Origin of the sequence: Sulfitobacter aquimarinus, assembly GCF_040149565.1 — a bacterium.
Classification (GTDB): domain Bacteria; phylum Pseudomonadota; class Alphaproteobacteria; order Rhodobacterales; family Rhodobacteraceae; genus Sulfitobacter; species Sulfitobacter aquimarinus.
Genome location: NZ_JBEFLO010000002.1, coordinates 444555 through 469540, shown reverse-complemented (window position 1 = coordinate 469540; position 24986 = coordinate 444555). Strand labels below are relative to the sequence as shown.

At 61.3% G+C, this 24986-nt stretch carries 22 protein-coding genes; 3 read left to right on the top strand and 19 right to left on the bottom strand.

Annotation, left to right across the window (positions count from 1 at the left end):
- Window positions 1-50: 50 nt before the first annotated feature.
- The 8 genes from ABMC88_RS06375 to ABMC88_RS06340 all read right to left on the bottom strand — a co-directional run bounded on the left by ABMC88_RS06375 (window position 51) and on the right by ABMC88_RS06340 (window position 6722).
- Window positions 51-977, bottom strand: a complete 927-nt coding sequence (locus ABMC88_RS06375; RefSeq protein WP_349576145.1) for an HAD-IIA family hydrolase — start codon at window positions 975-977, stop codon at window positions 51-53.
- Window positions 941-1756 carry a phosphonate ABC transporter, permease protein PhnE gene (phnE, locus tag ABMC88_RS06370; protein WP_349576001.1) on the bottom strand — a complete coding sequence of 272 codons (816 nt, stop codon included), beginning with the start codon at window positions 1754-1756 and terminating at the stop codon, window positions 941-943. Before phnE (ABMC88_RS06370) ends, ABMC88_RS06375 begins: the two co-directional genes overlap by 37 nt.
- Window positions 1756-2565 carry a phosphonate ABC transporter, permease protein PhnE gene (phnE, locus tag ABMC88_RS06365; RefSeq protein ID WP_349576000.1) on the bottom strand — a complete coding sequence of 270 codons (810 nt, stop codon included), beginning with the start codon at window positions 2563-2565 and terminating at the stop codon, window positions 1756-1758. The genes phnE (ABMC88_RS06370) and phnE (ABMC88_RS06365) overlap by 1 nt, the downstream gene beginning before the upstream one ends.
- Complete coding sequence (phnC, locus tag ABMC88_RS06360) at window positions 2562-3359, bottom strand: phosphonate ABC transporter ATP-binding protein (protein ID WP_349575999.1); 798 nt, start codon at window positions 3357-3359, stop codon at window positions 2562-2564. The genes phnE (ABMC88_RS06365) and phnC overlap by 4 nt, the downstream gene beginning before the upstream one ends.
- Before the next feature lie 69 nt (window positions 3360-3428).
- Window positions 3429-4403, bottom strand: coding sequence for a phosphate/phosphite/phosphonate ABC transporter substrate-binding protein (gene phnD / locus ABMC88_RS06355; protein ID WP_349575998.1), 975 nt, complete (start codon window positions 4401-4403; stop codon window positions 3429-3431).
- Between the two features lie 148 nt (window positions 4404-4551).
- On the bottom strand, window positions 4552-5676 hold the full coding sequence (locus tag ABMC88_RS06350) for an aminotransferase class V-fold PLP-dependent enzyme (protein ID WP_349575997.1): 1125 nt from the start codon (window positions 5674-5676) through the stop codon (window positions 4552-4554).
- Window positions 5677-5814: 138 nt separating this feature from the next.
- Window positions 5815-6270, bottom strand: coding sequence for an Lrp/AsnC family transcriptional regulator (locus ABMC88_RS06345; RefSeq protein WP_349575996.1), 456 nt, complete (start codon window positions 6268-6270; stop codon window positions 5815-5817).
- Window positions 6267-6722, bottom strand: a complete 456-nt coding sequence (locus ABMC88_RS06340; RefSeq protein WP_349575995.1) for an Lrp/AsnC family transcriptional regulator — start codon at window positions 6720-6722, stop codon at window positions 6267-6269. Before ABMC88_RS06340 ends, ABMC88_RS06345 begins: the two co-directional genes overlap by 4 nt.
- Window positions 6723-6854: 132 nt before the next feature.
- Between ABMC88_RS06340 and ilvC the strand changes: the two genes are divergently transcribed.
- The gene (gene ilvC / locus ABMC88_RS06335; protein ID WP_349575994.1) at window positions 6855-7877 is read left to right on the top strand and encodes a ketol-acid reductoisomerase; all 1023 of its coding nucleotides are present in this window, start codon (window positions 6855-6857) and stop codon (window positions 7875-7877) included.
- Between the two features lie 87 nt (window positions 7878-7964).
- On the opposite strand, the gene ABMC88_RS06330 is transcribed toward ilvC, so the two are convergent.
- Window positions 7965-8111 (bottom strand): hypothetical protein, encoded by a 147-nt coding sequence (locus tag ABMC88_RS06330; protein ID WP_349575993.1) that lies wholly within the window; start codon window positions 8109-8111, stop codon window positions 7965-7967.
- A 114-nt stretch (window positions 8112-8225) separates the two neighbouring features.
- Between ABMC88_RS06330 and ABMC88_RS06325 the strand changes: the two genes are divergently transcribed.
- Window positions 8226-9146: a DMT family transporter gene (locus tag ABMC88_RS06325; protein WP_349575992.1), complete on the top strand. Its 921-nt coding sequence runs from the start codon at window positions 8226-8228 to the stop codon at window positions 9144-9146.
- Between the two features lie 78 nt (window positions 9147-9224).
- Here ABMC88_RS06325 and glmM read toward each other — a convergent pair whose 3' ends face one another.
- From glmM to ABMC88_RS06285, 8 genes are all read right to left on the bottom strand, one after another.
- Entirely contained in the window at window positions 9225-10574 is a 1350-nt protein-coding gene (glmM, locus tag ABMC88_RS06320) for a phosphoglucosamine mutase (protein WP_349575991.1), read from the bottom strand.
- A gap of 1 nt (window position 10575) precedes the next feature.
- A complete protein-coding gene (gene folP, locus ABMC88_RS06315) occupies window positions 10576-11580 on the bottom strand; it encodes a dihydropteroate synthase (protein ID WP_349575990.1) in 1005 nt (334 codons plus the stop codon).
- Window positions 11573-12508 (bottom strand): dihydroneopterin aldolase, encoded by a 936-nt coding sequence (locus tag ABMC88_RS06310; protein WP_349575989.1) that lies wholly within the window; start codon window positions 12506-12508, stop codon window positions 11573-11575. Before ABMC88_RS06310 ends, folP begins: the two co-directional genes overlap by 8 nt.
- A 123-nt stretch (window positions 12509-12631) precedes the next feature.
- Window positions 12632-13243: a cell wall hydrolase gene (locus ABMC88_RS06305; RefSeq protein WP_349575988.1), complete on the bottom strand. Its 612-nt coding sequence runs from the start codon at window positions 13241-13243 to the stop codon at window positions 12632-12634.
- A 165-nt stretch (window positions 13244-13408) separates the two neighbouring features.
- Window positions 13409-15952 carry a putative PEP-binding protein gene (locus tag ABMC88_RS06300; protein ID WP_349575987.1) on the bottom strand — a complete coding sequence of 848 codons (2544 nt, stop codon included), beginning with the start codon at window positions 15950-15952 and terminating at the stop codon, window positions 13409-13411.
- Between the two features lie 98 nt (window positions 15953-16050).
- Complete coding sequence (gene glyS / locus ABMC88_RS06295) at window positions 16051-18291, bottom strand: glycine--tRNA ligase subunit beta (protein ID WP_349576144.1); 2241 nt, start codon at window positions 18289-18291, stop codon at window positions 16051-16053.
- Window positions 18292-18308: 17 nt separating this feature from the next.
- A complete protein-coding gene (locus ABMC88_RS06290) occupies window positions 18309-18839 on the bottom strand; it encodes a DUF6446 family protein (protein WP_349575986.1) in 531 nt (176 codons plus the stop codon).
- Window positions 18840-18864: 25 nt separating this feature from the next.
- Window positions 18865-19794 carry a glycine--tRNA ligase subunit alpha gene (locus ABMC88_RS06285; RefSeq protein WP_349575985.1) on the bottom strand — a complete coding sequence of 310 codons (930 nt, stop codon included), beginning with the start codon at window positions 19792-19794 and terminating at the stop codon, window positions 18865-18867.
- Window positions 19795-19964: 170 nt separating this feature from the next.
- Here ABMC88_RS06285 and ABMC88_RS06280 point away from each other — a divergent pair, with 170 nt between their 5' ends.
- Entirely contained in the window at window positions 19965-21815 is a 1851-nt protein-coding gene (locus ABMC88_RS06280) for a trypsin-like peptidase domain-containing protein (RefSeq protein WP_349575984.1), read from the top strand.
- A gap of 81 nt (window positions 21816-21896) precedes the next feature.
- On the opposite strand, the gene ABMC88_RS06275 is transcribed toward ABMC88_RS06280, so the two are convergent.
- Both ABMC88_RS06275 and ABMC88_RS06270 read right to left on the bottom strand, forming a co-directional pair.
- Window positions 21897-23480: a thiamine pyrophosphate-binding protein gene (locus tag ABMC88_RS06275; RefSeq protein WP_349575983.1), complete on the bottom strand. Its 1584-nt coding sequence runs from the start codon at window positions 23478-23480 to the stop codon at window positions 21897-21899.
- On the bottom strand, window positions 23480-24925 hold the full coding sequence (locus tag ABMC88_RS06270; protein ID WP_349576143.1) for a TrkH family potassium uptake protein: 1446 nt from the start codon (window positions 24923-24925) through the stop codon (window positions 23480-23482). Before ABMC88_RS06270 ends, ABMC88_RS06275 begins: the two co-directional genes overlap by 1 nt.
- Between the last annotated feature and the right edge of the window lie 61 nt (window positions 24926-24986).

Below are 24986 nucleotides of genomic sequence, written 5' to 3'. Positions count from 1 at the left end.
GTAGATTGCGGCGCACCCTCAAGTCATATTCAGGACGGGTGCGCCGCCCTTCAGGGACGGTCCAGAATATAATCGGGGCGAATGCCTGACGCTGCGATGGATGTCTCGACATCATTACCGGCAAAAAATCCGTAGCCCGCGATCAGCGCGGTCTTTACCCCCGCAGCCTGCCCGCCCAGAATGTCGGTGTGCAGGCTGTCGCCCACCATGACGGTTCGGTTGCGGTCTACCCCGCCCAGATGAGCGAATGCCAGATCAAAGATGTTGCCAAACGGCTTGCCAAAGAACTGCGGTGCGACGCCTGTGGCATCGGCAAGACGGTGCGCAAAATGGCCCGGCTCAACCGAAAAACCGGTTTCGCGGGGGGCTACGATGTCGGGGTTGCCCACATAAACGGGGCGCGGATTGCGTTTCAAGGACGCATCAAGCATGGTTTGGCGCGTGTCCGTCCAGACCGCACTGCCCAGCAGGACAAAGGCGTCAACCGAGTCGTATTCGGCGGCATCTTCGGCGAGATACACCATGTCAAACGGCTCAATATCGCCGCGCCCAAGGCTGGGCGTGGCCATCAGCCCCCATTTCACAGGTGCTATATTGTGCAGCGCGTGCAGCGTGGCCTTGCGGCTGGTGATGACGTCCTCGGGGGCGAAATCATAACCGAGGCGCTGGTATTTTTCCATCAGATTGGCGTGGGGAAAGCCCGCGGCGTTGGAGACGACGATCACCCGCTTGCCCGCCCGTTGTAGGCCCGCCACGCGCTCTGGCACGCCGTCAATCGCGGTCTCCCCGATGTTCAGAACACCAAAGGCGTCCAGCATAAAGACGTCCATATCGCCTGCCAGCGCATCAAGGTTGTCCAACCGCACGGACCCTGCAACGGGCCGTGCCGCAGGCAAACGCTGGCGCACGGCCTCATAGGCGGCGAAAGCCTCCTCGAACGTCAAATGATCGCGCCGCGCACTTTGGCCGACACCCATTCCGAGATCACGACTGCCGCCAAAATCACCAGCAGGATCAGCGACACCTGCGGCCATGCCAGCACGTTGAGCGAGGACGAAAGCTGCAATCCGATGCCGCCCGCGCCCACAAGGCCCAGCACGGTGGATTCGCGGATGTTAATGTCCCAACGGAACACGGCGATGCCCGCAAAAGCCGGCAGGATTTGCGGCACGATGCCGTAAGCCATTACCTGCCAACGTGAGGCTCCTGTGGCGGTGACGGCTTCCACTTGCGTCTGGTCGATCTCTTCAATCGCCTCATACAGCAGCTTGGCGCAGAACCCGATCGAGCGGATAGCGATGGCCACCACCCCCGCAAACACACCCGGCCCGATGATCGCGATCAGCAGCAGCGCCCAGATGAGCGAGTTGATAGAGCGGGTCGCGACGATGATCAGCAGCGCGATGGGGCGGACAAACAGCTTGGACGGCGTGGTATTGCTGGCCGCCAGAAAGGCCACCGGCACTGCCAGCAACAGCGAAAAGATCGTGCCCAGCGTCGCGATGTTCAGCGTATCCCAAATCGGCTTGCCCAACTGGGTGATGTATTCCCAGCGCGGCGGGGTCGCACGGGTCCAGATGTCATCGGCAATGCGCGGCGCATCCCAGACAAAGAACCATGTGGTCGAGGCGGAAATCTGTTGCCAGCAATAGGCAAAGATCGCCACACCGATCAGCCACAACACCCAATGAGAGATGCTTTCGCGGCCCGTGCGGCGCTGCCAGATTTTCTGGCCCTTAAGGTCTTGTACCGGCATTATTGCACCCTCGCCCGAATGACGCCTGACAGATATTCCAACGCCATAACGATCCCGATGATGATCAGCAAAATCGCCGCCGCCGTGTCGTACTCATAGCGGTCAAAGGCGGTGTTCAGCGTGGCACCAATGCCCCCCGCCCCGACCAGCCCAAGGATCGCGCTTTCGCGAAAGTTGATGTCGACGCGGTATATGCTGAGCCCGATCAGGCGCGGCATGACTTGCGGCTGCACACCGTAGTTGATCCACTGCGTCCAACGCGCCCCCGAGGCCTTGATCGCTTCGGCCTGTACGCGGTCCATGCTCTCGATATCTTCGGCCAGCAGCTTTGACAAAAACCCTATCGTCGCAAAGCTGAGCGTGAGGAAGCCCGCCAAGGGACCAAAGCCAAAGATGGCGACCAGCAGGATGGCGACGATGATTTCTTGCAGCGCGCGGCTGACGGCGATGATGCCGCGGCACACCATATAGACAGGCAAAGGTGCGATGTTGCGCGCCGCGCCCAGCGCGATGGGGATCGAAATGGCGATGCCCACCACCGAGGCCGCGATGGTCATGATGATGCTTTCCAGCATCCCCTCGTAAATATCGGACGAGCGGGTGGTGAAGTCGGGGCTGGTGAAAGCCAGCACAAATTTTTTGCCGCGCTCAAGCCCCTCGTAGACGCGGTTCCAGTTCACGTCGATGGTCATGTAGGCCGCGACCAGATAAGCCAGCGCCCCGATCAGCAGCGCCCAGCGCAGCCATGGCCGTTTGATGAAAGCGGGCTTGCGCCACGGCTTGCCGACCAGGTTGTCCAGCTCGCTCATGCGACCGCCTCGACGTCGTCTTCGTCTTCGTCGACTTTTTCGATGGTCGCTTCCCAGTCTTCTGCGCCGTAGATCGTGGTCAGCACATCAGGGGTCAGCCCCTCTGGCGGGCCGTCGAATTCCACCGCGCCGAAACGCAGGCCGATGACGCGCTGCACAAACATCTGCGCAAGCGCCACATCGTGGATGTTGATAATCGCGGCCAAGCCGCGCTCTTTGCACAGCTCGCAAATCAGGCGCATGATCTGGCGCGAGGTTTTGGGATCAAGCGAGGCGGTGGGTTCATCCACCAGCAACAGCGCAGGGTTCTGGATCAGCGCACGGCAGATGCCCACCCGCTGGCGTTGCCCGCCCGACAGCTCGTCCGCGCGTTTGTCCGCCATATGGGCAAGGCCCACACGGTCCAGCAGGCGAAACGCCTCGTCCACGTCGGACTGTGGAAAGCGGCGCAGGAAGCTGCGCCAGAACCCGACATAGCCCAAGCGGCCCGACAGGACGTTCTCCATCACCGTCAGCCGCTCAACCAGCGCGTATTCCTGAAAGATCATGCCCATGCGGCGCCGTTCACGGCGCAACGCGCCCGACGACAGGCCCGTCAGTTCAACATCACCCAGATACACCTTGCCCGATGTCGGCTCGACCAGACGGTTGATACAGCGGATCAGCGTGGACTTGCCCGCCCCCGATGGCCCGATCAGCGCCAGTACCTGCCCCTCGGGGATCTCCAGCTCAACCGCCTTCAGCGCCTGATCACCAGTTTTATACGTCTTCACAAGCTTCTCAAGCCGCAGCATGAAAGCCCCCCTACCCCAAGTTCAATTATGGTTGAAAAAGGCGGACCCGAAGGTCCGCCAGATCACGTGTTATTCACACGCGTAGCTGACACCGTTTGCGGTGTCGATTTTGCGGATCACTTCCCAGAATTCCTTGTAGGTCATCGGCAGGAACTGCCCCTCGTTCGATTTCTCGAACTCGGCCTGAAGCGATGTGCCTTCCCAGTCAAAGTTAAAGAACGCGCCTTTGATCTGTTCCTTCAGCTCGGGCGTCAGGTTATGCGCCGTGCCAAAGCCCGTGGTCGGGAAGGTTTGCGATTTGTAGATCACTTTGACCTGATCCTCGGTGATGACATCGCGGCTCAGCATACGGGCCTTGACCGAGTTGGCGATAGAGGCCGCCATGTAATCCTTGTTGGCCACACCAAGGATCGAGTTGTCGTGCTTGCCCGAATAGACGGGCTCAAAGTCACGCTCGGGCAGCATGTCAAAATCACCCTTCAGGATCGCGGAGGGTGCCTTGAAGCCCGAATTAGACGTGGGCGAGGTAAAGGCCAGTTGCTTGCCCTTGATGTCCTCGACCTTTTCGATGCCCGAACCGGGATAGGTGATGATCTCCATCTCGTAGCCGAAATTGCCGTCCTTGGACGCCATGATCGTAAAGGGGTTAAAGCCCGCACAGTTCACAGCCAGCGGATTGGAACCTGTGTTGAAGCCCGCGATGTGCAGACGGCCCGACCGCATCGCCTCGATCTGGGCGGCGTTGTTCTGGACCGGAAAGAAGACGACCTTTTTGCCGGTTTCTGATTCGAGGTGCGTCAGGAAATCGGACCACGCCTCCTTGTAGACCGCGGGATCTTCAACAGGTGTGTAGGCAAAGATCAGCGTGTCAGGATCAACCTGATCGGCCACATCGGTGGGCGTATCTGCAATCAGATCGCCGTCCACATCGCAAAACTGCTTGTCCAGATCGCCACGCGGGCAATCCTGCGCCGCAGCGGGGCCCGCCAGTGAAAGTGCGAATGCCATGGCCGCGCCAGACAAAAGTGAGTTCATTGTTTTCATTAAAGTATCCTCCCAAGACCTAGAAGCTACCGCGAAACCACAGATAAGCAATAGAGTTTCTTTTGGCCTTCGCAAAGAAATTTGGCGTGGTTAGAGGCCGGACCGCAGCGTGAAACAACGGCCCAGCACGGGCGCCAGATCGCGCCTGTTACAGAACCTTGTCGACAACCGTTTTCAAACGGCCCAGCGTGCCGTCGACATCATACAGCTTGTCCAGACCAAACAGGCCCAGACGGAAGGTGCTGAAGCCGTCAGGCTCGCCCACTTGCAACGGCACACCTGCAGCGATCTGCATGCCCTGCGCGGCAAAGGCTTTGCCCGTCTTCACATCAGGATCATCGGTATAGCTGACGACAACACCAGGGGCACCAAAGCCCTCGGCGGCCACCGAGGCGATGCCTTTTTCGGCCATCATGGCACGCACGCCCTCACCCAGCTTCCACTGCGCTTCCTTCAGACGGTCGAACCCGTAGTCGCGGGTCTCTTGCATCGTATCGCGGAACACGCGCAGCGCATCGGTAGGCATGGTCGCGTGATAGGCATGGCCGCCGTCCAGATAGGCCTGCATGATCGCATGCCATTTGCCCAGATCAATGGCAAAGCTGTCCGAGGTCGTCTCGCCCAGACGGGCGACACCACGATCCGACAACATGACCAGACCTGCACAGGGCTGCGCGCTCCACCCCTTTTGCGGGGCCGAGATCAGCACATCAACGCCAAGTGCGGCCATATCCACCCACGCGCAGCCCGACGCGATACAATCGAGCACCATCAAGGCACCCACCTCATGCGCGGCTGCGGCCATTTCGGCGATATAGTCGTCGGGCAGGATCACGCCTGCCGATGTCTCGACATGGGGGGCAAAGACCACGGCAGGCTTGTCGGTGCGGATTGCCGTGACCACATCTTCGATGGGCGCAGGGGCGTAGGGCGCAGGTGCTGTATTGCCCTGGGGGCGGGCCTTCATCACAGTTGTATTGGCGGTCAGCCCGCCCGTCTCGATGATCTGGCTCCAGCGATAGGAAAACCAGCCGTTGCGCACAACCAGCACATCGCGGTCGCGGGCGAACTGGCGGGCTACGGCCTCCATGCCGTAAGAGCCGCCCCCGGGGACCACCACGGCAGAAGCCGCACCGTACACCTCACACAACATCTCGTGAATATCGCGCATCACGCTCTGGAACGCCGCGCTCATGGAATTGAGCGAGCGGTCCGTGAACACAACCGAAAATTCCTCCAACCCTTGCGGGTCCACTGTATCAAGCAATGCCATTTCTGATCCTCCAACCAAATTTATCACTCTGGGACATAGAAACAGGGGGCCTTTTTGGCAAAGTCTATTTGGGTGCACCGCGCCCCTATCACAGGGGCAGACGTTCACATCGCGCCCGCAGGTTTCCTTTGATAGACATTACAGCGGTCCCGCCAACCGCTCCTCGCTCAGCAACACATTCGCCTCGACCTCCCCCGCACCGGGCAGGGTCATGATACGGCGCCGCAAAACACGCTCGAAATCGGGCAGGTCACGGGCCACAACCCGCAGGCGGTAGTCATACAGACCCAGGACATGCTCAACGGTCTGCACCTCCGGAATGGCCATGACCGCCCGTTCGAAATCCTCCAGACTGACGCGGCCCCGCAAGGCCAGCTTTACCCCCAGAAACACCGTGACCCCAAAGCCCAGCTTTTCCGCATCCAACCGCAGGGCGCGGCCGGTGATGATGCCTTCGCTCTCCAACCGCTTGATCCGCCGCCATGTGGCAGGCTGGCTCAGGCCCAGCGCCCGCCCCAACGCCCCCGCACTTTGCGTCGCATCCCGCGCCAGCGCCCGCAGCAGCTGCGCGTCAATCGCATCTAATTCACTCACAACGGCAGCCCCTCACTCGTTTTAATCCGCGCCACATGCATCAACGCCTCAATCTCGGAAATATGCGGCAAGGTCAGAATAGAGCTGCGGTAGATCTGCTGATAATGCGCCATATCCCGCGCAATGATCGACAGGCGCACATCCACACGCCCCAAAAACGTCTGCACCTCGATCACCTCGGGCACATCCCGCGCCTGCGCCAGAAACACATCAAACGCATTGCCTTGCGTTTTATCCAGCGTAATTCTCAGCGAAACCTCAACCGTATAGCCAAGGGCCGCCCAGTCAATTACCGCGCCCACGCCCTGCACCACACCCAAGTCCTGCATCCGCGCAATCCGCCGCGCCGCCCGTGCCCCGCTCATCCCCGCACGTGCGCCCAACTCCGCAGGGCTCAGGCTCGGCTCCGCCTGCCAATAACGCAACAAACGTCGATCCGCATCTTCAAGCATGATTTTTCCAGCAAAGGCCCATATAGCGCATGATTTTCTTTATTTTGCTTTCTAAACTCATAAACCAACACTAGCGCCCCGCGCAACACCCGCTATGTTGCACCCCAGTTCAATCCAACCAAGGAGATTCCAATGCGCGTTTATTATGACCGTGACTGCGACGTAAACCTCATCAAGGACGCAAAAGTTGCGATCCTCGGCTACGGCTCACAGGGCCACGCCCATGCTCTCAACCTGCGCGACTCAGGCGCCAAGAACCTCGTCGTCGCCCTGCGCGAAGGCTCGCCCTCTGCTGCAAAAGCTGAAGGCGAAGGCCTCAAGGTGATGGACATCGCCTCTGCCGCCGCATGGGCCGACGTAATCATGTTCACAATGCCCGACGAACTGCAGGCCGACACCTACAAGAAATACGTGCACGACAACATCCGTGAAGGCGCTGCAATCGCATTCGCCCATGGTCTGAACGTACACTTCGGCCTGATTGAGCCGAAAGCAGGCGTTGACGTCATCATGATGGCACCCAAAGGCCCCGGCCACACTGTGCGCGGCGAATACACCAAAGGCGGCGGCGTGCCTTGCCTTGTCGCCGTTGACCAGAACGCATCAGGCAAAGCCCTGGAAATCGGCCTGTCCTATTGCTCCGCCATCGGTGGCGGCCGCTCGGGCATTATTGAAACCGACTTCCGCGAAGAATGCGAAACCGATCTGTTCGGCGAACAGGCCGTTCTGTGCGGCGGTATCGTTGAGCTGATCCGCATGGGCTTTGAGACCCTTGTTGAAGCAGGCTACGAGCCAGAGATGGCCTATTTCGAGTGCCTGCACGAGACAAAGCTGATCGTGGACCTGATCTATGAAGGCGGCATCGCGAACATGGACTACTCGATCTCCAACACAGCCGAGTATGGCCAGTACGTCTCCGGCCCGCGCATCCTGCCCTATGACGAAACAAAAGCCCGCATGAAAGAAGTCCTGAGCGACATCCAGACAGGCAAATTCGTCCGCGACTTCATGCTGGAAAACGCTGTTGGCCAGCCAACGCTCAAAGCGTCGCGCCGCTCCAACGACGAGCACCAGATCGAAATCGTCGGCGGCAAGCTGCGCGACATGATGCCGTGGATCTCCGCAGGCAAAATGGTCGACAAAGCAAAGAACTAAGCCTTCACTATCACGCGAAAGGCCCGAGGTTTCCCTCGGGCCTTTTTGCATTCAAACGGCCGCCACACGCATTCTAAGACGAGCCTGCTAATCTCGATCCGCCGCCAAGGCCGACTTGCGCGCCCCAAGGTCGCTCATCCGCCGATCTACTTCAGTCTTGGAATAATAGGCAAAGCCCGCCGCCACCAGCAAAGTGGTAATGGCCATCGCACCGATCAGCATGGATATATCCATCGTTCGTGTCCTTTTCAGATTCACGTCCAGACAAACCCGCAGACACGGCACCGCGTTCCCGTCCGAATTGCCGCACCCCTTGCGCCCACCCTGCCTTTCCCCGTATCTGGACGAATGAATACCTCCCCCAACATCACCCCGCTCAGCTGGTTTATGATCGCGATCCTTGGCCTCACATGGGGCGGCACCTTCATGGTGACCGAAGTGGCGCTTGCCGGAGGCATGCCGCCCTTTTGGCTTGCCGCCTCGCGCATCGCTTTCGCCGCTGTGCTGATGGGGCTGATCTGGGCCGCTTTGGGCTGCCCGCTGTTTGGGGCGCCGACCACTGGCGCAGACAAACGCAATCTGGTGATTATCGGCGGGCTCAGCTCGGCTGTGCCGTTTTCGCTGCTGGCGTGGGGGCAACAGTATGTGACGTCGGGCTTTGCGGGCGTTTCCATGGCGGCCGTGGCGCTTATCGTCCTGCCCCTCGCCCACTTCACCGTTGCGGGCGAACAAATGACCCTGCGCAAAACCATCGGGTTTGTGATCGGATTTGTCGGCGTGGTCATCCTGATCGGCGCACAAGCGTTCGAGACATCAGGCAGCGCGTTTGAAACCTCGGGCCGCATCGCCTGCGTTCTGGCCGCAAGCTGCTATGCTATCGGGTCAATCATGCTGCGCCGCTTGCCCGCCGCGCACCCCATCGGCCTCGCGACTGTGCTGCTGATGATCGGTGCTTGCATCACCGTCCCGCTGGCTTGGGCGGTGGAAGGGCCACCCCCGGTCCCGTCCAAAGAAATTCTCGCCGTTTTGGCGTTTCTGGGGCTGATCCCAACCGCAGGTGCGAATTTCCTGCGCGTGCTTGTCGTGCGCAGCGCGGGTCCAGTGTTCATGTCACTGGTAAATTATCAGGTCCCCGTCTGGTCTGTGGTCTTGGGCAGCTTGATCTTGGGCGAAGCTTTGCCCCGCTCGCTCTTGCTGGCCATGACGCTCATCCTGATCGGCGTGGGCCTCAGCCAATATGGCGCCCTGCGACGGCTCTTCCGCCGCTAGGGCCTCCTCCTGCGCGCATCGGCTGCGGCCGGATGCGCGCAAAAACATGTTGTGCAGGCCTTGGCCTGCGCCTTCAGGTCACGTTTTCACCGCATCCTCAACAGCCACCACAACCGCGCGGACCGCCCGCGCCATCAGCGCGGCATCCTCATGCTCGGCCATGACCCGAACGAGCGGCTCGGTCCCTGATTTACGGATCAACAACCGCCCATCTTGCGCCAGATCGGACTCGGCCTGCGCAATCGCGGCCTTCACGTGCGCGTCCTCCAGCGGGGTCTGCCCCGCGCTGAAGCGCACGTTTTCCAACACCTGCGGCACCGGCTCGAATTGGTGCATCAACTCCGACGCGGGTCGCTCGGCGCGGATCATCTCGGCCAGAAACTGCATCCCCGCCATCAGACCATCGCCTGTGGTCGCGTAATCGGTCATCACGATGTGACCCGACTGCTCGCCGCCAAGGTTAAAGCCGCCCTGCCGCATCCGCTCTACCACATAGCGGTCGCCGACTGCGGTGCGTTCCAGCCGCACGCCTTTGGCTTGCAGAAAATGCTCCAGCCCCAGATTGCTCATCACGGTGGCAACCAAAGCATCGCCCTTCAGCCGATCCTCTGCCTTCCAGCGGGCTGCCATCAGCGCCATGAACTGGTCGCCGTCGCCCACCTGCCCCTTTTCATCGAGCAAGATCACGCGGTCCGCGTCACCGTCCAGACAGATGCCCACATCTGCCCCATGCGCTACCACAGTCTCGGCCGCCGTTTGCGGATGGGTCGAGCCGCAGGCATCGTTGATGTTATGGCCGTTGGGCGATACGCCCACAGGGATCACTGTCGCGCCCAGTTCCCACAGGGCCATCGGGGCCACATGGTGCGCTGCGCCGTTGGCGCAATCAATGACCACCTTCAGACCGTCCAGACGCATCTGTCGCGGAAAGCTCGACTTGACCCGCTCGATATAGCGAAAGCGGCTGTCGTCAATCCGCTTGGCGCGGCCGATTTGCGGCGCGGTTGTGGGCTCCACACCTTCCGCCACCAGCGCCTCGATCTCGGCCTCGACCGCATCGGACAGCTTGAACCCGTCGGGGCCGAAAAACTTGATCCCGTTATCTTGTGCAGGGTTATGGCTGGCCGAAATCATGACCCCCAGATCGGCCCGCATGGAGCGTGTCAGCAACCCCACCGCCGGCGTCGGCACCGGCCCCAGCAACAGCACGTTCATCCCCGTTGAGGTCAGCCCCGCCGTCAGCGCGTTCTCAAACATATAGCCCGACAGGCGCGTGTCTTTCCCGATCACCACGCGGTGAACCGAAGACGCACCATCGCGGCGGAAATACCGGCCCACGGCGGCGCCGATGCGCAACGCCATCTCGGCGGTCATAGGGTGAATATTGGCCGTGCCGCGCACGCCGTCTGTACCAAAGAGTTTTGTCATATCAGCATCCTGCCATGCTCGCGCGCCAAAGTGCAATGGCCTGCGCGGTCTGCGCTACGTCATGCACGCGCAGAATCTGCGCGACTTGTGAAATCCCTGCCAGCCCCACCGCGATTGAGCCTGCCATCCTGTCCCGCGCCTCGGGTGCGTTGCCAATCGTGCCGATAAACCGCTTGCGCGATGCGCCCAGCAGCACAGGCACGCCCAGCGCATGAAACAGGCTCAGCCGTGCCAATAGCGCAAGATTATGCTCTTGGGTCTTGCCAAAACCGATGCCTGGGTCCGCAATGATGCGGGTGCGGTCTGCGCCCTTGGCTTCCAGCATTTCGATTTGACCAGCCAGAAAATCATACACGTCCAGCAAGACGTCATCATATTGCGGATCATGGTGCATCGTCGCAGGATCAACGGGGCCGTGCATCACGCAGACAGGCACCTGCGCCTGAACAGCCACATCCGCCAAAGCAGGGTCATAGGTAAAGCCCGACACATCGTTGATCAGGTCCGCCCCCGCCGCCAACGCCGCCTGCGCGACATGCGCCTTCCGCGTATCAACCGAGATTTGCCCCCCGTAGCCTTGCGCCCGCAAGCCTGCGATCACAGGCACAACCCGCGCCGCTTCTTCGTCCGCGTCAACTGTCACGGCACCGGGCCGTGTGGATTCGCCGCCGATGTCCAGAATATCCGCGCCCGCAGCGGCCATCGCCAAACCGGCCGCAACCGCGTCATCCGCCGCCGCATGCAGCCCCCCGTCCGAGAAACTGTCAGGCGTTGCGTTCACAATCCCCATGATCTGCGGCCGCCCGCCCCCCAGCGAGGAGCGTGAAGCGAGGAGCGCCCCCCGTGCGGTGTCAGGAATGTCGCACGCAGGCACAACACGCGGTGCCACACCACGCTGCAAAACCTCTACATGCGTGAACCAGCCCCATCCGCCACCCAGCTGCAACGCACCATCAGGCCGAGCAACATCGCAGCTTACCAAGGGGCGGTAGTAGATCTTAGGCATGTGGCAGCGTCTTTGCATCAACTGAAACAGCGCGCAACGGCACTGGCGCGTCATCGGGCAGGTCGGCACCAATCACCAACATCTCCCGCGCCTCGAAAGTCGCAGCAAACCACGCGGCCAACGCCACCGCATCGCGGGGCTGGGCCGAGGGCGTGTCCACACTGTCCAACACAATCTTCGACGGTGCCCAAACACAGGTCTGGCCGTTCTTCATCGCCCACTCCAACTCGGTCCGCGTCTCGACCACCACACAGCGGTCATCGCGGGCAGCCAGCACCCATGCGTTCTGCTCGATCGCGAGCAGATCAATCCGCCGCTGCGCCATTTTATGCGCCACCTGTGGCGCCGCACTGTCAGAGGCCCCCACACACAACACCAATGGCCGCCCGAATCCGTGCAGCTGATCCAGCCAACCGTTCAGATGGGGCGCGGCGATGGCTGCATTGCTCAGAAACACCAACTCGGGCTGTTCGGGCACATCGGGTGTTACCTCGGTCGGGGATGGCGTGCTGTCTTTGGCGCGCATAATCTCGACACCCAAGGCACCGGGGCCACGGTCCAGCTTTTCAATGCGCACAAAAACCCGCATGGCCTGCGGCTCGGCAAGGATCAATTCGGCCACGCGGTCGGCCAGTGTCTCGAGCAGGGCCAAGCGCTCCACGGCCAAAGCCGCCTGAATGGCCTCCGTCACGCGGTCATACGACAGGATCCGATCAACATCGTCATCAATCGGGCCGCTCAGCGGTTGCACCTCGACGGCGATGTTAAAGCAAATGCGCTGGGTCACGCCGCGCTCGGCCTGAAAGGCACCGATCTCGACCTCTACCGTGTGGTCGCGCACCGAAATACGGTCCAGCACATCGCTGGTCGCTGTGGCCGCCGCCCGCTCGGACGGGTGGGCAAAGGCAAGGCGCGTCTCGGTGGTCATAGGATTACTCCGCGGCAAAGAATATACAGCGCGTGTATCGCGCCACACAACGCCGGTCTAGGTCCGGATGCGCCCCTATGCCCGCGATTGGCGCCAGCTTTGCCCGCAAGCAGTGCGGGCGTCTTAGTTGCTGGCGACGCGTGCGCCGCGGCGGTAAAACAGATGCACGCCAAACCGCGCCGTGCGCTTGAACTTGGAGGCCCAGCTGGGTTTCACGGCAGTGGTATGATAGAACGTCGCCCCGTCCGTCACATCAGGCGATTTGCCGTCCAGCGTGGCACGCGCCACTTTGGCCACGCGGGCGTGGGCGGCAGGCTCGGACACGATCTCGGGGCGGCCATCGCAGGTATAGGTAAACTGGCAGGCGTATTTACGCCCCGTCCCCTGATTAATCACACCGCAATAGGAATTCGGGAAGCGTTTGGATTTAACGCGGTTGCGGATCACCTCGGCCACTGCGAACTGCCCCTTGAGCGTCTCGCCCCGCGCCTCGAAATAGAGCGCCTCTGTCAGGCATTTGAATTCGGCCCCGCCGGTCGGCTTTGGCTGGGCAGACAGCCATTTGGCCGTAAAGACCTTGTCGGTCGCTGTTCCTGTTACGGCCGCAACGGGAGGAGTCGCCAGCGCCTTGAGCTGTCGGGGCGCGGCGCTCGCAAGGCCGCGTGCCTCGATCTTGGCCAACGCCTTGGCCGTGGTGTTGGCCTGTACGCTTACAGGCAAAGCAACAGTTGCCATCACAAGCCCTGCAGCCATCAAAGTCCGAACAGTAAAATTCATCATCGTTTCCAGCGTCGTTTCATCGCTGCGGCACCTAAGGCGTGGCCTGCGCGGCTGCAACCCGCGCATTAGAACATGCGCGGCCTCGTGCCGACAAGCCCAAGGGCACGCGGCCAAGCCCCCTTAATGCTTGGATATTTTTTCGGAGATAGCCAATTGCGCTGCGGCAAGACGCGCCACAGGCACGCGAAACGGCGAACATGAAACATAGTCAAAGCCCGCTGCGCGGCAAAATGCGATTGATTCGGGGTTGCCGCCATGCTCGCCACAGACCGACAGGGTGATGTCGGGCCGCGCCATGCGCCCACGTTCGGCCCCCAGCTTCAACAATTCGCCCACGCCGTCATGATCCAGCGTGTGGAACGGGTCTTCGTCGAACACACCCTGACGCACGTAATCGGACATAAACCGCCCCGCATCGTCACGCGACAGGCCGTAGGCCATCTGCGTCAAGTCGTTGGTGCCAAAGCTGAGGAAGGCGCAATGGGGCGCGATCTCTGCGGCGCGCAGAGCGGCACGCGGAGTCTCGACCATGACCCCAAGGCGGTAGTCAAAGGCCACGCCACGCTCTTGACGCACGGCATTGGCCACGGCCTCTATCGCGGTTTGCACGATCTCGACCTCGCGGCGGGCGGACACAAGCGGGATCATGATCTCGGGCACGATGTCGCGGCCGTCCTGAATGGTCTCTGCGGTTGCCTCAAAAATAGCGCGGGCCTGCATTTCGTAGATTTCGGGCACGGTGATGCCAAGGCGGACACCGCGCAGACCCAGCATCGGGTTGTATTCCCGCATCGCCTCGATCCGCCGCGTCACATGGGACCGCGGAAGATCAAGCGCATCGGCCAAGGCACTTTGCCCTGCTTTGTCGACGGGCAGGAATTCGTGCAAGGGCGGATCAAACAAGCGGATGCAGACGGGGCTGCCCTGCATGATGCGGAACAGCTGGCTAAAGTCGTCGCGCTGCATGGGCAGCAACCGCTCCAGCACGGCGCGGCGGCCATCCGATGTATCGGCAAAGATCATCTCGCGCATGACCGTGAGCCGCCCTTGGTCAAAGAACATATGCTCGGTCCGACACAGCCCGATCCCCGTCGCGTTGAAATTACGCGCCGTCTGGGCGTCCGCAGGCGTGTCGGCATTTGCGCGGACCTGAATATCGGCGCAGTCTGTCGCCCATTGCATCAAGGTCTGGAAATACTCGTCCAAAGCCGCCTCTTGCAAGGTGGCCGCCCCCGCAAGGATCTGACCCGTCGAGCCATCGACCGTCATTTCATCGCCTGCGCGGAAGACGCGGCCGTCCGCGGCGGTGATTGTCTGCTCCACCTGATTGAACGTCAGGGTCGAGGCCCCCACCACACAAGGCAGCCCGATGCCACGGCCAATCACCGCCGCGTGGCTGGTGATCCCGCCCCGTTCGGTCAGCACGGCGGTGGCCGCATGCATCCCGCGCACATCCTCCGAGGTCGTCTCGCGGCGGACCAGAATACAGGCTTCCTTGCGCGCGGCGCTGGCCTGCGCTTCGGCGGAATCAAACACCAGACGGCCCGTGGCCGCACCGGGGCTGGCGGCGATGCCCGTGCCCACCACATCGCGCCGCGTTGAGGGGTCGATCTGGCGGTGCAGCAATTCGGTCAGCAGGCCGGGTTGCACGCGCATCAGGGCTTCTTCGCGGCTGATCACACCGTCCTGCGCCAGCTGGACCGCGATCCGCACCGCCGCACGGGATGCACGTTGCACCCGCACCCCGTCGAGGATGTGAACGGTGCCGTCTTCGATTGCGAACTCGACCTGCATCTCGGCCCGCAGGCGTTTGCGCATCAAGGTGGCATAGTCTTTGAGCGTCTGAAACGCCTCTGGCAGCGCCTCTTCCAGTGCGGGGCCACGCGGGTCGCGGGTGAGGTAGAGCGAGGCGGAATCCCCCGCAAGTGCATCGCGGCCCTGACTTTGGCTCAGATAGCGGCCCGTGACCTGCGGCGCGCCTGTGTCACTGCTCACCAATTGCAGGACGCCTGAACCGCAATGTCCTGCCCCCAGACCAAAAATCATCTGCTGCACCACAAGGCCCAGCCCCGCATCCAGCGGCGCGCCTTTGGCCTGCCGCAGCAACCGCGCCGAGGTGCCGTTCCACGCCCGCGCCATCGACAACAGCACCGCCGCCAGCTGGACGCGGCGCGATTGGGGGAACTTCTCGTCGGTCTCGCTCTCGTAAGCGGCGAGCGTTTGGGCCAGCCCTGCGCGGCCTTCGGCCTCGACATCGTCGAACATATCGGGGTCAAGGCGGGCGACGTTGATGGCATAGGACTGGATGAAGCGCGTATAGATCGCGGCGGCGGCGTCTTCGCCCATATTGGCGCTATAGGTCGCGAACCGTGCGTCGTTCATCCCGATGTTGAGCACCGCGCCCGGCCCGCCCCAATCGGGGTCCTGACTGGACGGGCGTACGCACAGCAGCGCGTCATTCGGGAATTGGTCAACGATACAGTCAACGTCCGGCAGCTCGCCGTTGGCAATCGCCTCGACCGTTGCAAACGACAGCGCGATGGTGCGCGGCACGGGCAGATCTAGCCGCACCAGACGTTGCAAACACTTGGCCCGCCCGCCGTGGGTATCGGTGGCGACAGGCGCTGTTTGTGTAATCAGCGTGGTATCTGGATTATTCTGCACGGGGTTTCTGCACTGCGGCACCTTTTGGTTTCACGCGCAGCATAAGGGCATCCGCGCACAGGGCAAGCCTTTGCTTACACTGTGCGCTACTACGTCAACTAGCCGTCGATGCGCGTGAGGTCCGCAATGGAGGCACATAGCGTGCGGATACGGCCCAGCAGGTTCAGACGGTTGCGGCGCACCACGTCATTATCGGTGTTGATCTGCACCGCGTCGAAAAACGCATCCAGCGTAGGCCGCAGCGAGGCCAGCGCCGACATGGCGGTCGAGAAATCCTGAGCCACCATGGCGGGCGCAATCACGCTGTCGGCTTGGTCCAGCGCCTTGAACAGCGCGCGTTCCTCCTCTGTCTCGGCGTATTTGATGTCGCCGCCGTGGGAGTATTCAATGTTGCTGCCCGCCTCGGCCTGAGACAGGATGTTGTTGGCCCGCTTGAAGGCTTGCAGCAGGTTTTCACCATCGTCGGTTTTGAGCGTATCAGAAAGCGCACGGGCGCGTTTGACCAGCAGGGTGAGGTCGTCGTTGCCTTCCATCGCGATACAGGCGTCGATGATGTCGTGCCGGATGCCTTGGTCTTTGAGGTAGACTTTTAGGCGGTCGTGGAGGAAGGCGAGGAGGTCAATCGAATTTCTATCAGGCGTCAGGTCCAGACCAGTCCAATTAGATAACTTCGCAGCCTGCGCAGAATACCAGTCCGCTGCACGAAGATCTTTTTCTGACCTCTCCTCTCTCTCTTCCACTGTCATTTCAATCCAAGGCTTGTCCGCAGACATATCAAAAGGGTTTTTAGATTTCAGCCATACCAAGTGTGAGGAAAGCCCGAAATAGAGCCAGTCGCTTAACGGAAGTGATAAACCGTTCTGCAAAACCAATCTAATAACCCCCAGCCCAGCCCTACGCAGCGCAAACGGGTCTTTGCTGCCTGTCGGCTTCTCATCAATCGCCCAGAAGCCTGTCAGCTTGTCGATCTTTTCGGCCAATGCCACGGCGATGGAAACGGGTGCTGTGGGCACATCATCTGACGGGCCAAGGGGGGCGTAATGCTCCTCGGCTGCTTGCGCTACCTCCTCGCTATGGCCAGCGGCGGCAGCGTAGTAGCGGCCCATGAGGCCTTGGAGTTCGGGGAATTCGTAAACCATTTCCGAACTGAGGTCGGCTTTGGCGATCCGCGCGGCTTGCTCGGCGGCGTCTGCGTTTGCACCGACCATCGGGGCGAGTTCGCGGGCCAGCACGGCCATACGCTCGATCAGCTCGGCCTGCGTGCCCAGCTTGTTGTGGAAGGTCACGTTCTTGAGGTTCTCGACCCACGCGGCCATCCCCTCTGACGATTGGGCCACCCGCAAGTCGTTGTCCCAGAAGAATTTCGCATCGGCCAGACGGGCGCTCAGCACCTTCTCGTTACCCGCAAGGATCGTCGCGCCATTGTCGGCGGTGGTGCGGTTGGCGACGGTGATGAACTTCTCGATCCGCCCTGTCTTGGGGTTGCGGACGGAGAAGAATTTCTGGTGCTCTTTCATCGAGGTCTGCAAAACCTCCGGCGGCAGGTCGAGGAAATCATCCCCGATGCGGCCCATCAGCACGACGGGGTATTCCACAAGGCCCGCCACCTCGGCCAGCAGGCCTGCGTCCTCGACCACTTCCATGCCACTGGCAAAGGCCACGTTGGTCGCATCGTTCCAGATGGTGTCGGCGCGCGCAGCCGCGTCCAGCACGACAAAAGCGCGGGAGAGTTTGGCGGTGTAGTCATCAAAGCTGCTGACCGTAAAAGCATCGGGCGCAAGAAAACGGTGGCCGCGGGTGGTGTTGCCCGACACGATCCCGTCCACGTCCAGCGGAACAACCTCGGCCCCGTCTTCACGGCTGAGGATGCACAGGATGGAATGCAGCGGGCGCACCCATTTGAGTGAACCACTGCCCCAGCGCATGGATTTGGGCCATGGGAAGGTGCGGATGGTTTGCTCCAACACTTCGCCGATGATGTCGGCGGCGGGGCGGCCTTCGCGGGTGATCTTGGCAAACAGGATTTTGCCTTTGGGCGTGTCGCGCTCTTCCAGATCATCGCGGGTCAGGCCCGCACCGCGCAGGAAGCCCTCGATCGCCTTTTCGGGCGCGTCTGCCTTGGGGCCTTTACGCTCTTCCACCGTGCGGGGGCTGGCGTCCAGCACGCCCTCGACCGTCAGACACAGGCGGCGCGGCGTGGCAAAAGCGGCAGCGCTGGCATAGGTCAGACCTGCCTCGACCATGCCGTTGGTCACCAGCTTTTTCAGATCCTCGCAGGCGCGTTTTTGCATGCGGGCGGGGATTTCTTCGGAGAACAGTTCAATCAGCAGATCAGCCACGGGGATACCTCGGGGTGTTATTCGGTTGGTGCGGTCGGCAAGGCGGGGCATTCTTCGCCCACCACCGTGCCGTCATAGGCTTTTTCGCCACAATCGTTCAGTTCGTGCCAGACATAGCCGCGCCCGTCCTCGGTGATCGCGACCACGCGGTCCACACCGTAATGGATGTTCTTCTGGCTCAGAAAGGTGAGCGCGGTGCCTGCGGCCAGCTCATTCGCGATGGCCTCGGCGTTGAAGCAGTCAAACCAGTTTGGCGCGTTGCGCGGGGTCATGTCTTCGACCATCTGGAAGGTCTCGGTCATCAGCGCGAGGCTGTAGGGTGTGGTGAAACACGCACGGTAGCGAATGGGAGAACTGTCGGCGTCAATGGCCTGGAAGTCATCGGTAGGAATGACTTCGCCTTGCGCACTGCCCAGCATGATTAATTCGACCCCGTCCGCGGGGGCGTCGACCTCTTGGTAGAAGCCGTAGACTTGCAGATAGTATAGTGCCGCACCTGCGGCCAAGGCTGAGATCACGATGAACCCCCCTAAAAATTTACCCATCATACCGGATACTCCCGCGGCGCAGGCATCATGCCGCGTCCTCGGACCAGCCGCCTGCGCGGGTTTGCACAAAGGCGTCGGCGCACATCTTTGTCAGTGCGCGCACACGGCCAATGTAGGCTTGGCGTTCCGTCACCGAAATCACGCCCCGTGCGTCCAGCAGGTTGAACATATGGCTCGCCTTGATCGCCTGATCATAGGCGGGGTGTGCCATGACGATGCGCTTGCCTGTCTTGGGGTCCACATGCTCTTGCGCGATGATGGCTTTGCACTCGGCCTCTGCCTCTTCGAAATGGCGCAGCAGGACCTCGGTGTTGGCCACATCAAAGTTCCAGCGGGCGTATTCTTCTTCGGTCTGTTTGAAGACATCGCCATAGCTGAGCGGGATCAGCGCGTCGGGGTCGTTGAACGGCATGTCCATGACGTGATCCACGCCAAGGATGTACATCGCCAAACGCTCCAACCCATAGGTCAGCTCACCCGAGACGGGCTGGCAGTCGTGCCCGCCGACCTGCTGGAAGTAGGTGAACTGGCTGACTTCCATACCGTCACACCAGACCTCCCAGCCAAGGCCCCATGCGCCCAGCGTCGGGCTTTCCCAGTCATCTTCGACAAAGCGGATGTCGTGCAGGTCCATGTCCACGCCAATCGCTTCCAGCGAGCCGAGGTAAAGCTCTTGCAGGTTGGGCGGGCTGGGTTTGATCAGGGTCTGGTACTGGTAATAGTGCTGTAGGCGGTTGGGATTCTCGCCGTAGCGGCCATCGGTCGGGCGGCGCGAGGGCTGCACATAGGCGGCGGCCCAAGGGTTTGTCCCAAGCGAGCGTAGGGTCGTGGCAGGGTGGAAAGTGCCCGCCCCTACTTCCATGTCATAGGGTTGCAGAATGGCGCAGCCTTGGCGTGCCCAATACCCCTGCAACCGCAGAATAATTTCCTGAAACGAACGAGGAGTGTCAGCCATGATGCGTCCTTTGCCATTTGACGCTCTTACTAGGGGCACGCGGGGCTAGGGTCAATCAGCGCGCAAACATGCCGCAGCTTGGGCACAACGGCAGGTAAATCTGTTCGAAAGGCCTGATTATCATATGGGAATCACCGCTAAATACTGTTTATGTGCCGCAAAGTAATATAATGAGAGCTATTGCCCTGATGCTGCGCCTTATCCTGATCTGCCTGACTTCCCTGATGCTTGCGTTTACGAACGCTGCCGTTGCCCAGTCCAACAACCCGGATGAAGTCGTCTGGATCCAGATCGAAGCGCAACAATCGCTGACCCGCGCAACAGACCGTGCCACGGCTTATACGACCTTGTTGCAGGACGTGAACGGCTTTTCAGTTGGCGGTGGCTGGTATGCGGTTGTCGTCGGCCCCTACCGCCGTGCCGACGCCGAGCTGGTCTTGCGCCAGTATCGCCGCGACGGGTTGATCCCGCGTGACAGCTTTATCCAGCGCTCAAGCCGCTTGCGCCAACAGTTCTGGCCCGTAGGTGCAAATGTGTTGGGCAACGGTGCGGTGGCTGCACCTGATGGCACCGTGCCCGCGCAGCCCGAGGCCCCTGCCCCCGCCGCGCAGCCCGAAACGCCTGACGAACAGGTTGCAGAAGTGGCCCCCACGCCCGAGCCTCAACCCGAACCAGAGCCGGAACCACAGCCCGCAGACGAAACTCCGGCCGAGGCCCAACGCTCGGAACGCGCGCTGAGCCGTGACGAGAAGAAGCAGTTGCAGGTAATGCTGAAATGGGCCGGCTTTTACACAGCGGCGATCGACGGGTCTTTTGGACGCGGCACCCGCAATTCGATGGCAGCATGGCAAGAGGCCAACAACTTCACGAAGACGGGCATCCTGACAACGCTGCAACGTGCCGAGTTGAAGAAACAGTATAACGCCGTGCTCGACGGGCTTGGCCTGCAAACGGTGCGCGATACCCAAGCGGGGATCGAGATGACCCTGCCCACAGGCGTGGTCAGCTTTGAGCGCTACGAGCCGCCCTTTGCCCAATACAAGCAATCCGGCGATGTCGCCGCCCGCGTGCTGCTGATCAGCCAACCTGGCGATCAGGACACGCTGTTTGGCCTGTATGAAATCATGCAAACCCTTGAGATCGTGCCGCTGAATGGCCCGCGTGAGCGTAAGAAGTCCAGCTTTACGCTGGTCGGCCAAAACAGCAGCATGATCAGCTATACCCAAGCGGCGTTGGAAAACGGCGAGATCAAGGGCTTTACGCTGATCTGGCCTGCGGGCGACGAAGAGCGCCGCACACGCCTGTTGGAAGAAATGAAAAACAGCTTTACCCGTATGCCCGGTGTGCTGAGCGCGACGGCAGGCAATGCCTCGCAACAGTCGATCGACATGATTTCAGGGCTGCAAATCCGCAAACCGAAACTGTCCCGCTCGGGCTTTTTTGTGAACGCGAAGGGCACGGTCGCGACGACATCGGCAGCCGTGCAAAGCTGTTCGCGCATCACGTTGGATGGCGACACGGATGCAGAGATCATCACAGATGACGCAGCACGCGGTGTGGCGTTCCTGAAACCAAAAGCCTCGCTTGCGCCCTTGTCCGTTGCCAGCTTTGCCGCAGCGCCAACACGCCTGCACAGCGAAGTCGCTGTCGCCGGATACTCGTTCGAGGGAGTGCTGAGCGCACCTTCCATGAGCTTTGGCACATTGGCGGACGTGCGCGGTCTGGATGGTGAGCAGAATATCAACCGCCTCACGCTCAAAGCGCGGGCGGGCGATGCGGGTGGTCCTGTACTGGACCGTACGGGCGCGGTGATCGGGATGCTGACGGCCGCGCCTGAAGGCGGCCCGACCCTGCCGGGCGACGTAAGCTTTTCGGTGGATGCCGCGACCGTTGTGGCTGCCAGTGGGGATGCGGGCGTGACCTTGCCAGGCGCAGCGGCAGACGGGGCGGCCAGCCTCACCGCTTTCCAGCTGTCGCAGAAGGCCAGCGGCATGACCGTATTGGTAAGTTGCTGGGAATAACGCCAGCCCCGGGGGACGGAATTTTCAAAAATTCCGCCCCGTTTTTTTTCGAAAAAAACGGCTCCGACGCGGGCGGAGTTTCTATGACGTAAGCTTTGGCGTCGCGTAGATCAGCGTCGGCCCGTCCGCGTTGAACGCATCACGCACGGCATCTTGGAAAGCCTCGATGCTATCTGGTGCCACCGCCTGCGCACCAAAGGCTTCGGCCAGTTTGCAAAAGTCGGGATTGCCTGCGACGACGGCATTGGGCGCGATTTGGGCGCGGACCATGCTGTCCTCGATCTCGCCCAGTTTGCCGTTGTCCCACAGAATGATCGGCAGGCTTAGACCCAGTTCAACCGCCACGCCCAACTCTTGCACCGTATAGTGAAAACCGTAGTCCCCGATGATCGCCATCGTGGGTTTGCCTTGCCGCGCAATCGCGCCACCGATCGCCGCAGGGGTGGCATAGCCCAGCGTGCCAAAGCCATAAGGATGATGCCAATGGCCTGCGCGGTCCATGTCCCAGACTTCTTTGGCGACATAGGCGAATTGGGTCATATCCGAATAGATCATCGTACCTTCGGGCACCGCGTCGCGCAGCGCGTCACATAGTGGCACAATGCCCGGGCGCTCCGCATCCACCTCGGCACGCCAACGCGTACGGGCGGTCGAGATCTCGCTTGTGGTCCAGTCCGTGTCAGGCGTGTGTCCTTGCGCCATCTCACGCAGCTTGCGCAGGGCGGCACCTGCATCGCACTGCACATGCACGCCTGCGGGGCCACCTGCCAGCACCTCTGTATCCTTATCGATGCGGATGAATTCACCTTTGTGGCCCAATTCATCCCGCCACAGGTCAACCTCGGCCAATTCTGTCCCGACGGCGACGACCATATCGGCCTTCGCAAAGACCTCGGCGCTGTCGGGGCGCGCCAGTGACGCGCCGAAATGCAGTGGGTCTTCGGCTGTAACCACCCCTCGCCCCGCATAGCTGGTGAAGGAGGCAGCCCCAAGTTCTTGCATCAACGCCTGCGCATCATGCGATGCGCTGACCGCCCCGCCCCCAAAGACAAAGAGCGGGCGGCGGGCGGTCAGGATCGGTGCGAGAGAGGCCGCGATGCCGAGTGTACTTGGCGCTGTCAATGTGCTGCGCGGACCTGCGGCCACGGCGGGTGCCTCTAGTGCGGCAATAGGCACCTGAATATGTTTCGGCCGGCGGCGGTCGAGTTCAAATTCGCTTAGGGCGCGGTCGATCAGGGCATAGGCCGCCTGCGCGGTCACGGCCTCTTCGGACCAGTCGCAGACGGTTGCCGCCGCCGCACGCTGGTCGCGCATCTGGTGAAGTTGCCCGCGTGTCGCCGCCACCTCGTCCAGACAGCTTGAGATCACCAGCATAGGCACACTATCGCTATAGGCCTGCCCCATCGGCGTCATGATATTACACAGGCCGGGCCCCGTGATCACATAGGCCACGCCGACCTTGCCGCTCGCCCGCGCATAGCCATCGGCCATAAAGCCCGCGCCCTGTTCGTGACGGGCCAGCACATGGGTGATGTCTGCCTCTTCGATGCCACGGTACATTTCCTGATTATGCACGCCCGGAATGCCGAATATCACATCCACGCCGCGTGCCTTGAGCATATGCGAGATTTGCGCGCCCAGCGGGCGGGTTTGTGGATCGGTCATTATGCTCTCCAGAACTTAACGGTAAAAATCACGTAGACGACCATCAGTTCCAGCCGACCGACCAACATGGCCAGCGTCAAAATCCACTTGGCCGGATCATTGAGGGTTGAGAAATTGCCCGCAGGGCCAATGATGTCGCCCAACCCCGGGCCGATATTGGCCAAAGCCGCCGCCGCCCCCGAAATTGACGTGACAAAATCCAGCCCCGTCATCGAAAGCGCCACGGACACAATACCAAGGGTCAGCACAAAAAAGATAAAGAAGGTCATGACCGAGGCAAGGACGTCCTCGCCTACCGGTTTGCCGTCATAACGCGGGGTAAAGATGCCGTGCGGCGAGCGGATGCGCCGCAGTTGCGCACGGATCGAGGCGAACAAAAGCTGATAGCGGAACACTTTGACCGAACAGGCAGTCGAGCCCGCACAGCCGCCGACCAGTCCGATAAAGAAGAACAGCGCCACCGCGAAGCTGCCCCACCTCATATAATCAACCGAGGCATAGCCCGTGCCCGAGATGATGGAGGTGACGTTGAAAAGTGCCTCGCGGACGGCTTGTTCGCGGTCCAGATGCACGCCATCTTCGAGGATCAGGATCAGCAGAACGATCAGCACGCCAATCGTGCCGACAAAGCCGCGCACCTGCGGGTCACGCCACAGCGCAATCGGGTTCCCGTTGATAAGCTGCACGTAGCGGACAAACGGCAAAGCCGCGAGGATCATAAAGCCAGCCGCCGCATACTCCAGCGGGCCGGCAAACGCGGCGAACGAGGCGTCGTAATTGGCAAACCCGCCCGTGGCGATCGTGGTCATCGCGTGGGCTGTGGCGTCGAACACATCCATCCCGAAATACAAATAGACCATGGCGCAGATCAGCGTCAGCGCCACATAAAGCCCCGAAATTTGCGTGGCAATCTGCCCTGCACGGGGCAGGATTTTACCAAAAGTATCAAAGCTTTCGGATTTAAAGATTTGCATGCCGCCGACGCGTAATTCGGGCAGGAACACCATCGCTACAACAATGATACCGATCCCGCCCAACCATTGCAGGATCGCCCGCCAGATCAGCAACCCTTTGGGCAGATCATCCAGCCCCACCAGCACGGTGGAGCCTGTGGTGGTCAGGCCCGACATCGCCTCGAACACCGCGTCGACAGTTCGCGCGTCCGTTTCGCCCAGAACGAAAGGGATGGCCCCGAACAGCGGCAGCGCCACCCAGACCGAAGATGTCAGAAGAAAGGTTTGCTGGATCGTCAGCCCTTCGCGGACGCCGCTGGCGCAGGCAAGGGCGATGACGGTGCCCGCCAAGACGGTGATGATGCCGCTTTGAAGAAACACGGGCCAATGGCCGCGCCCCTCGGCCAGATCAACCATCAAAGGGATCAGCATGGCGGCGCCAAGCACCGCCACCAAAAGGCCAATCACGTATCCTATCGGGCGCACATCCATGCGCGCAGGGTTGGCGCGGGCGGCGTCAGGTGTCAAGCAACCGCCGCCCATGCCCGTGCAG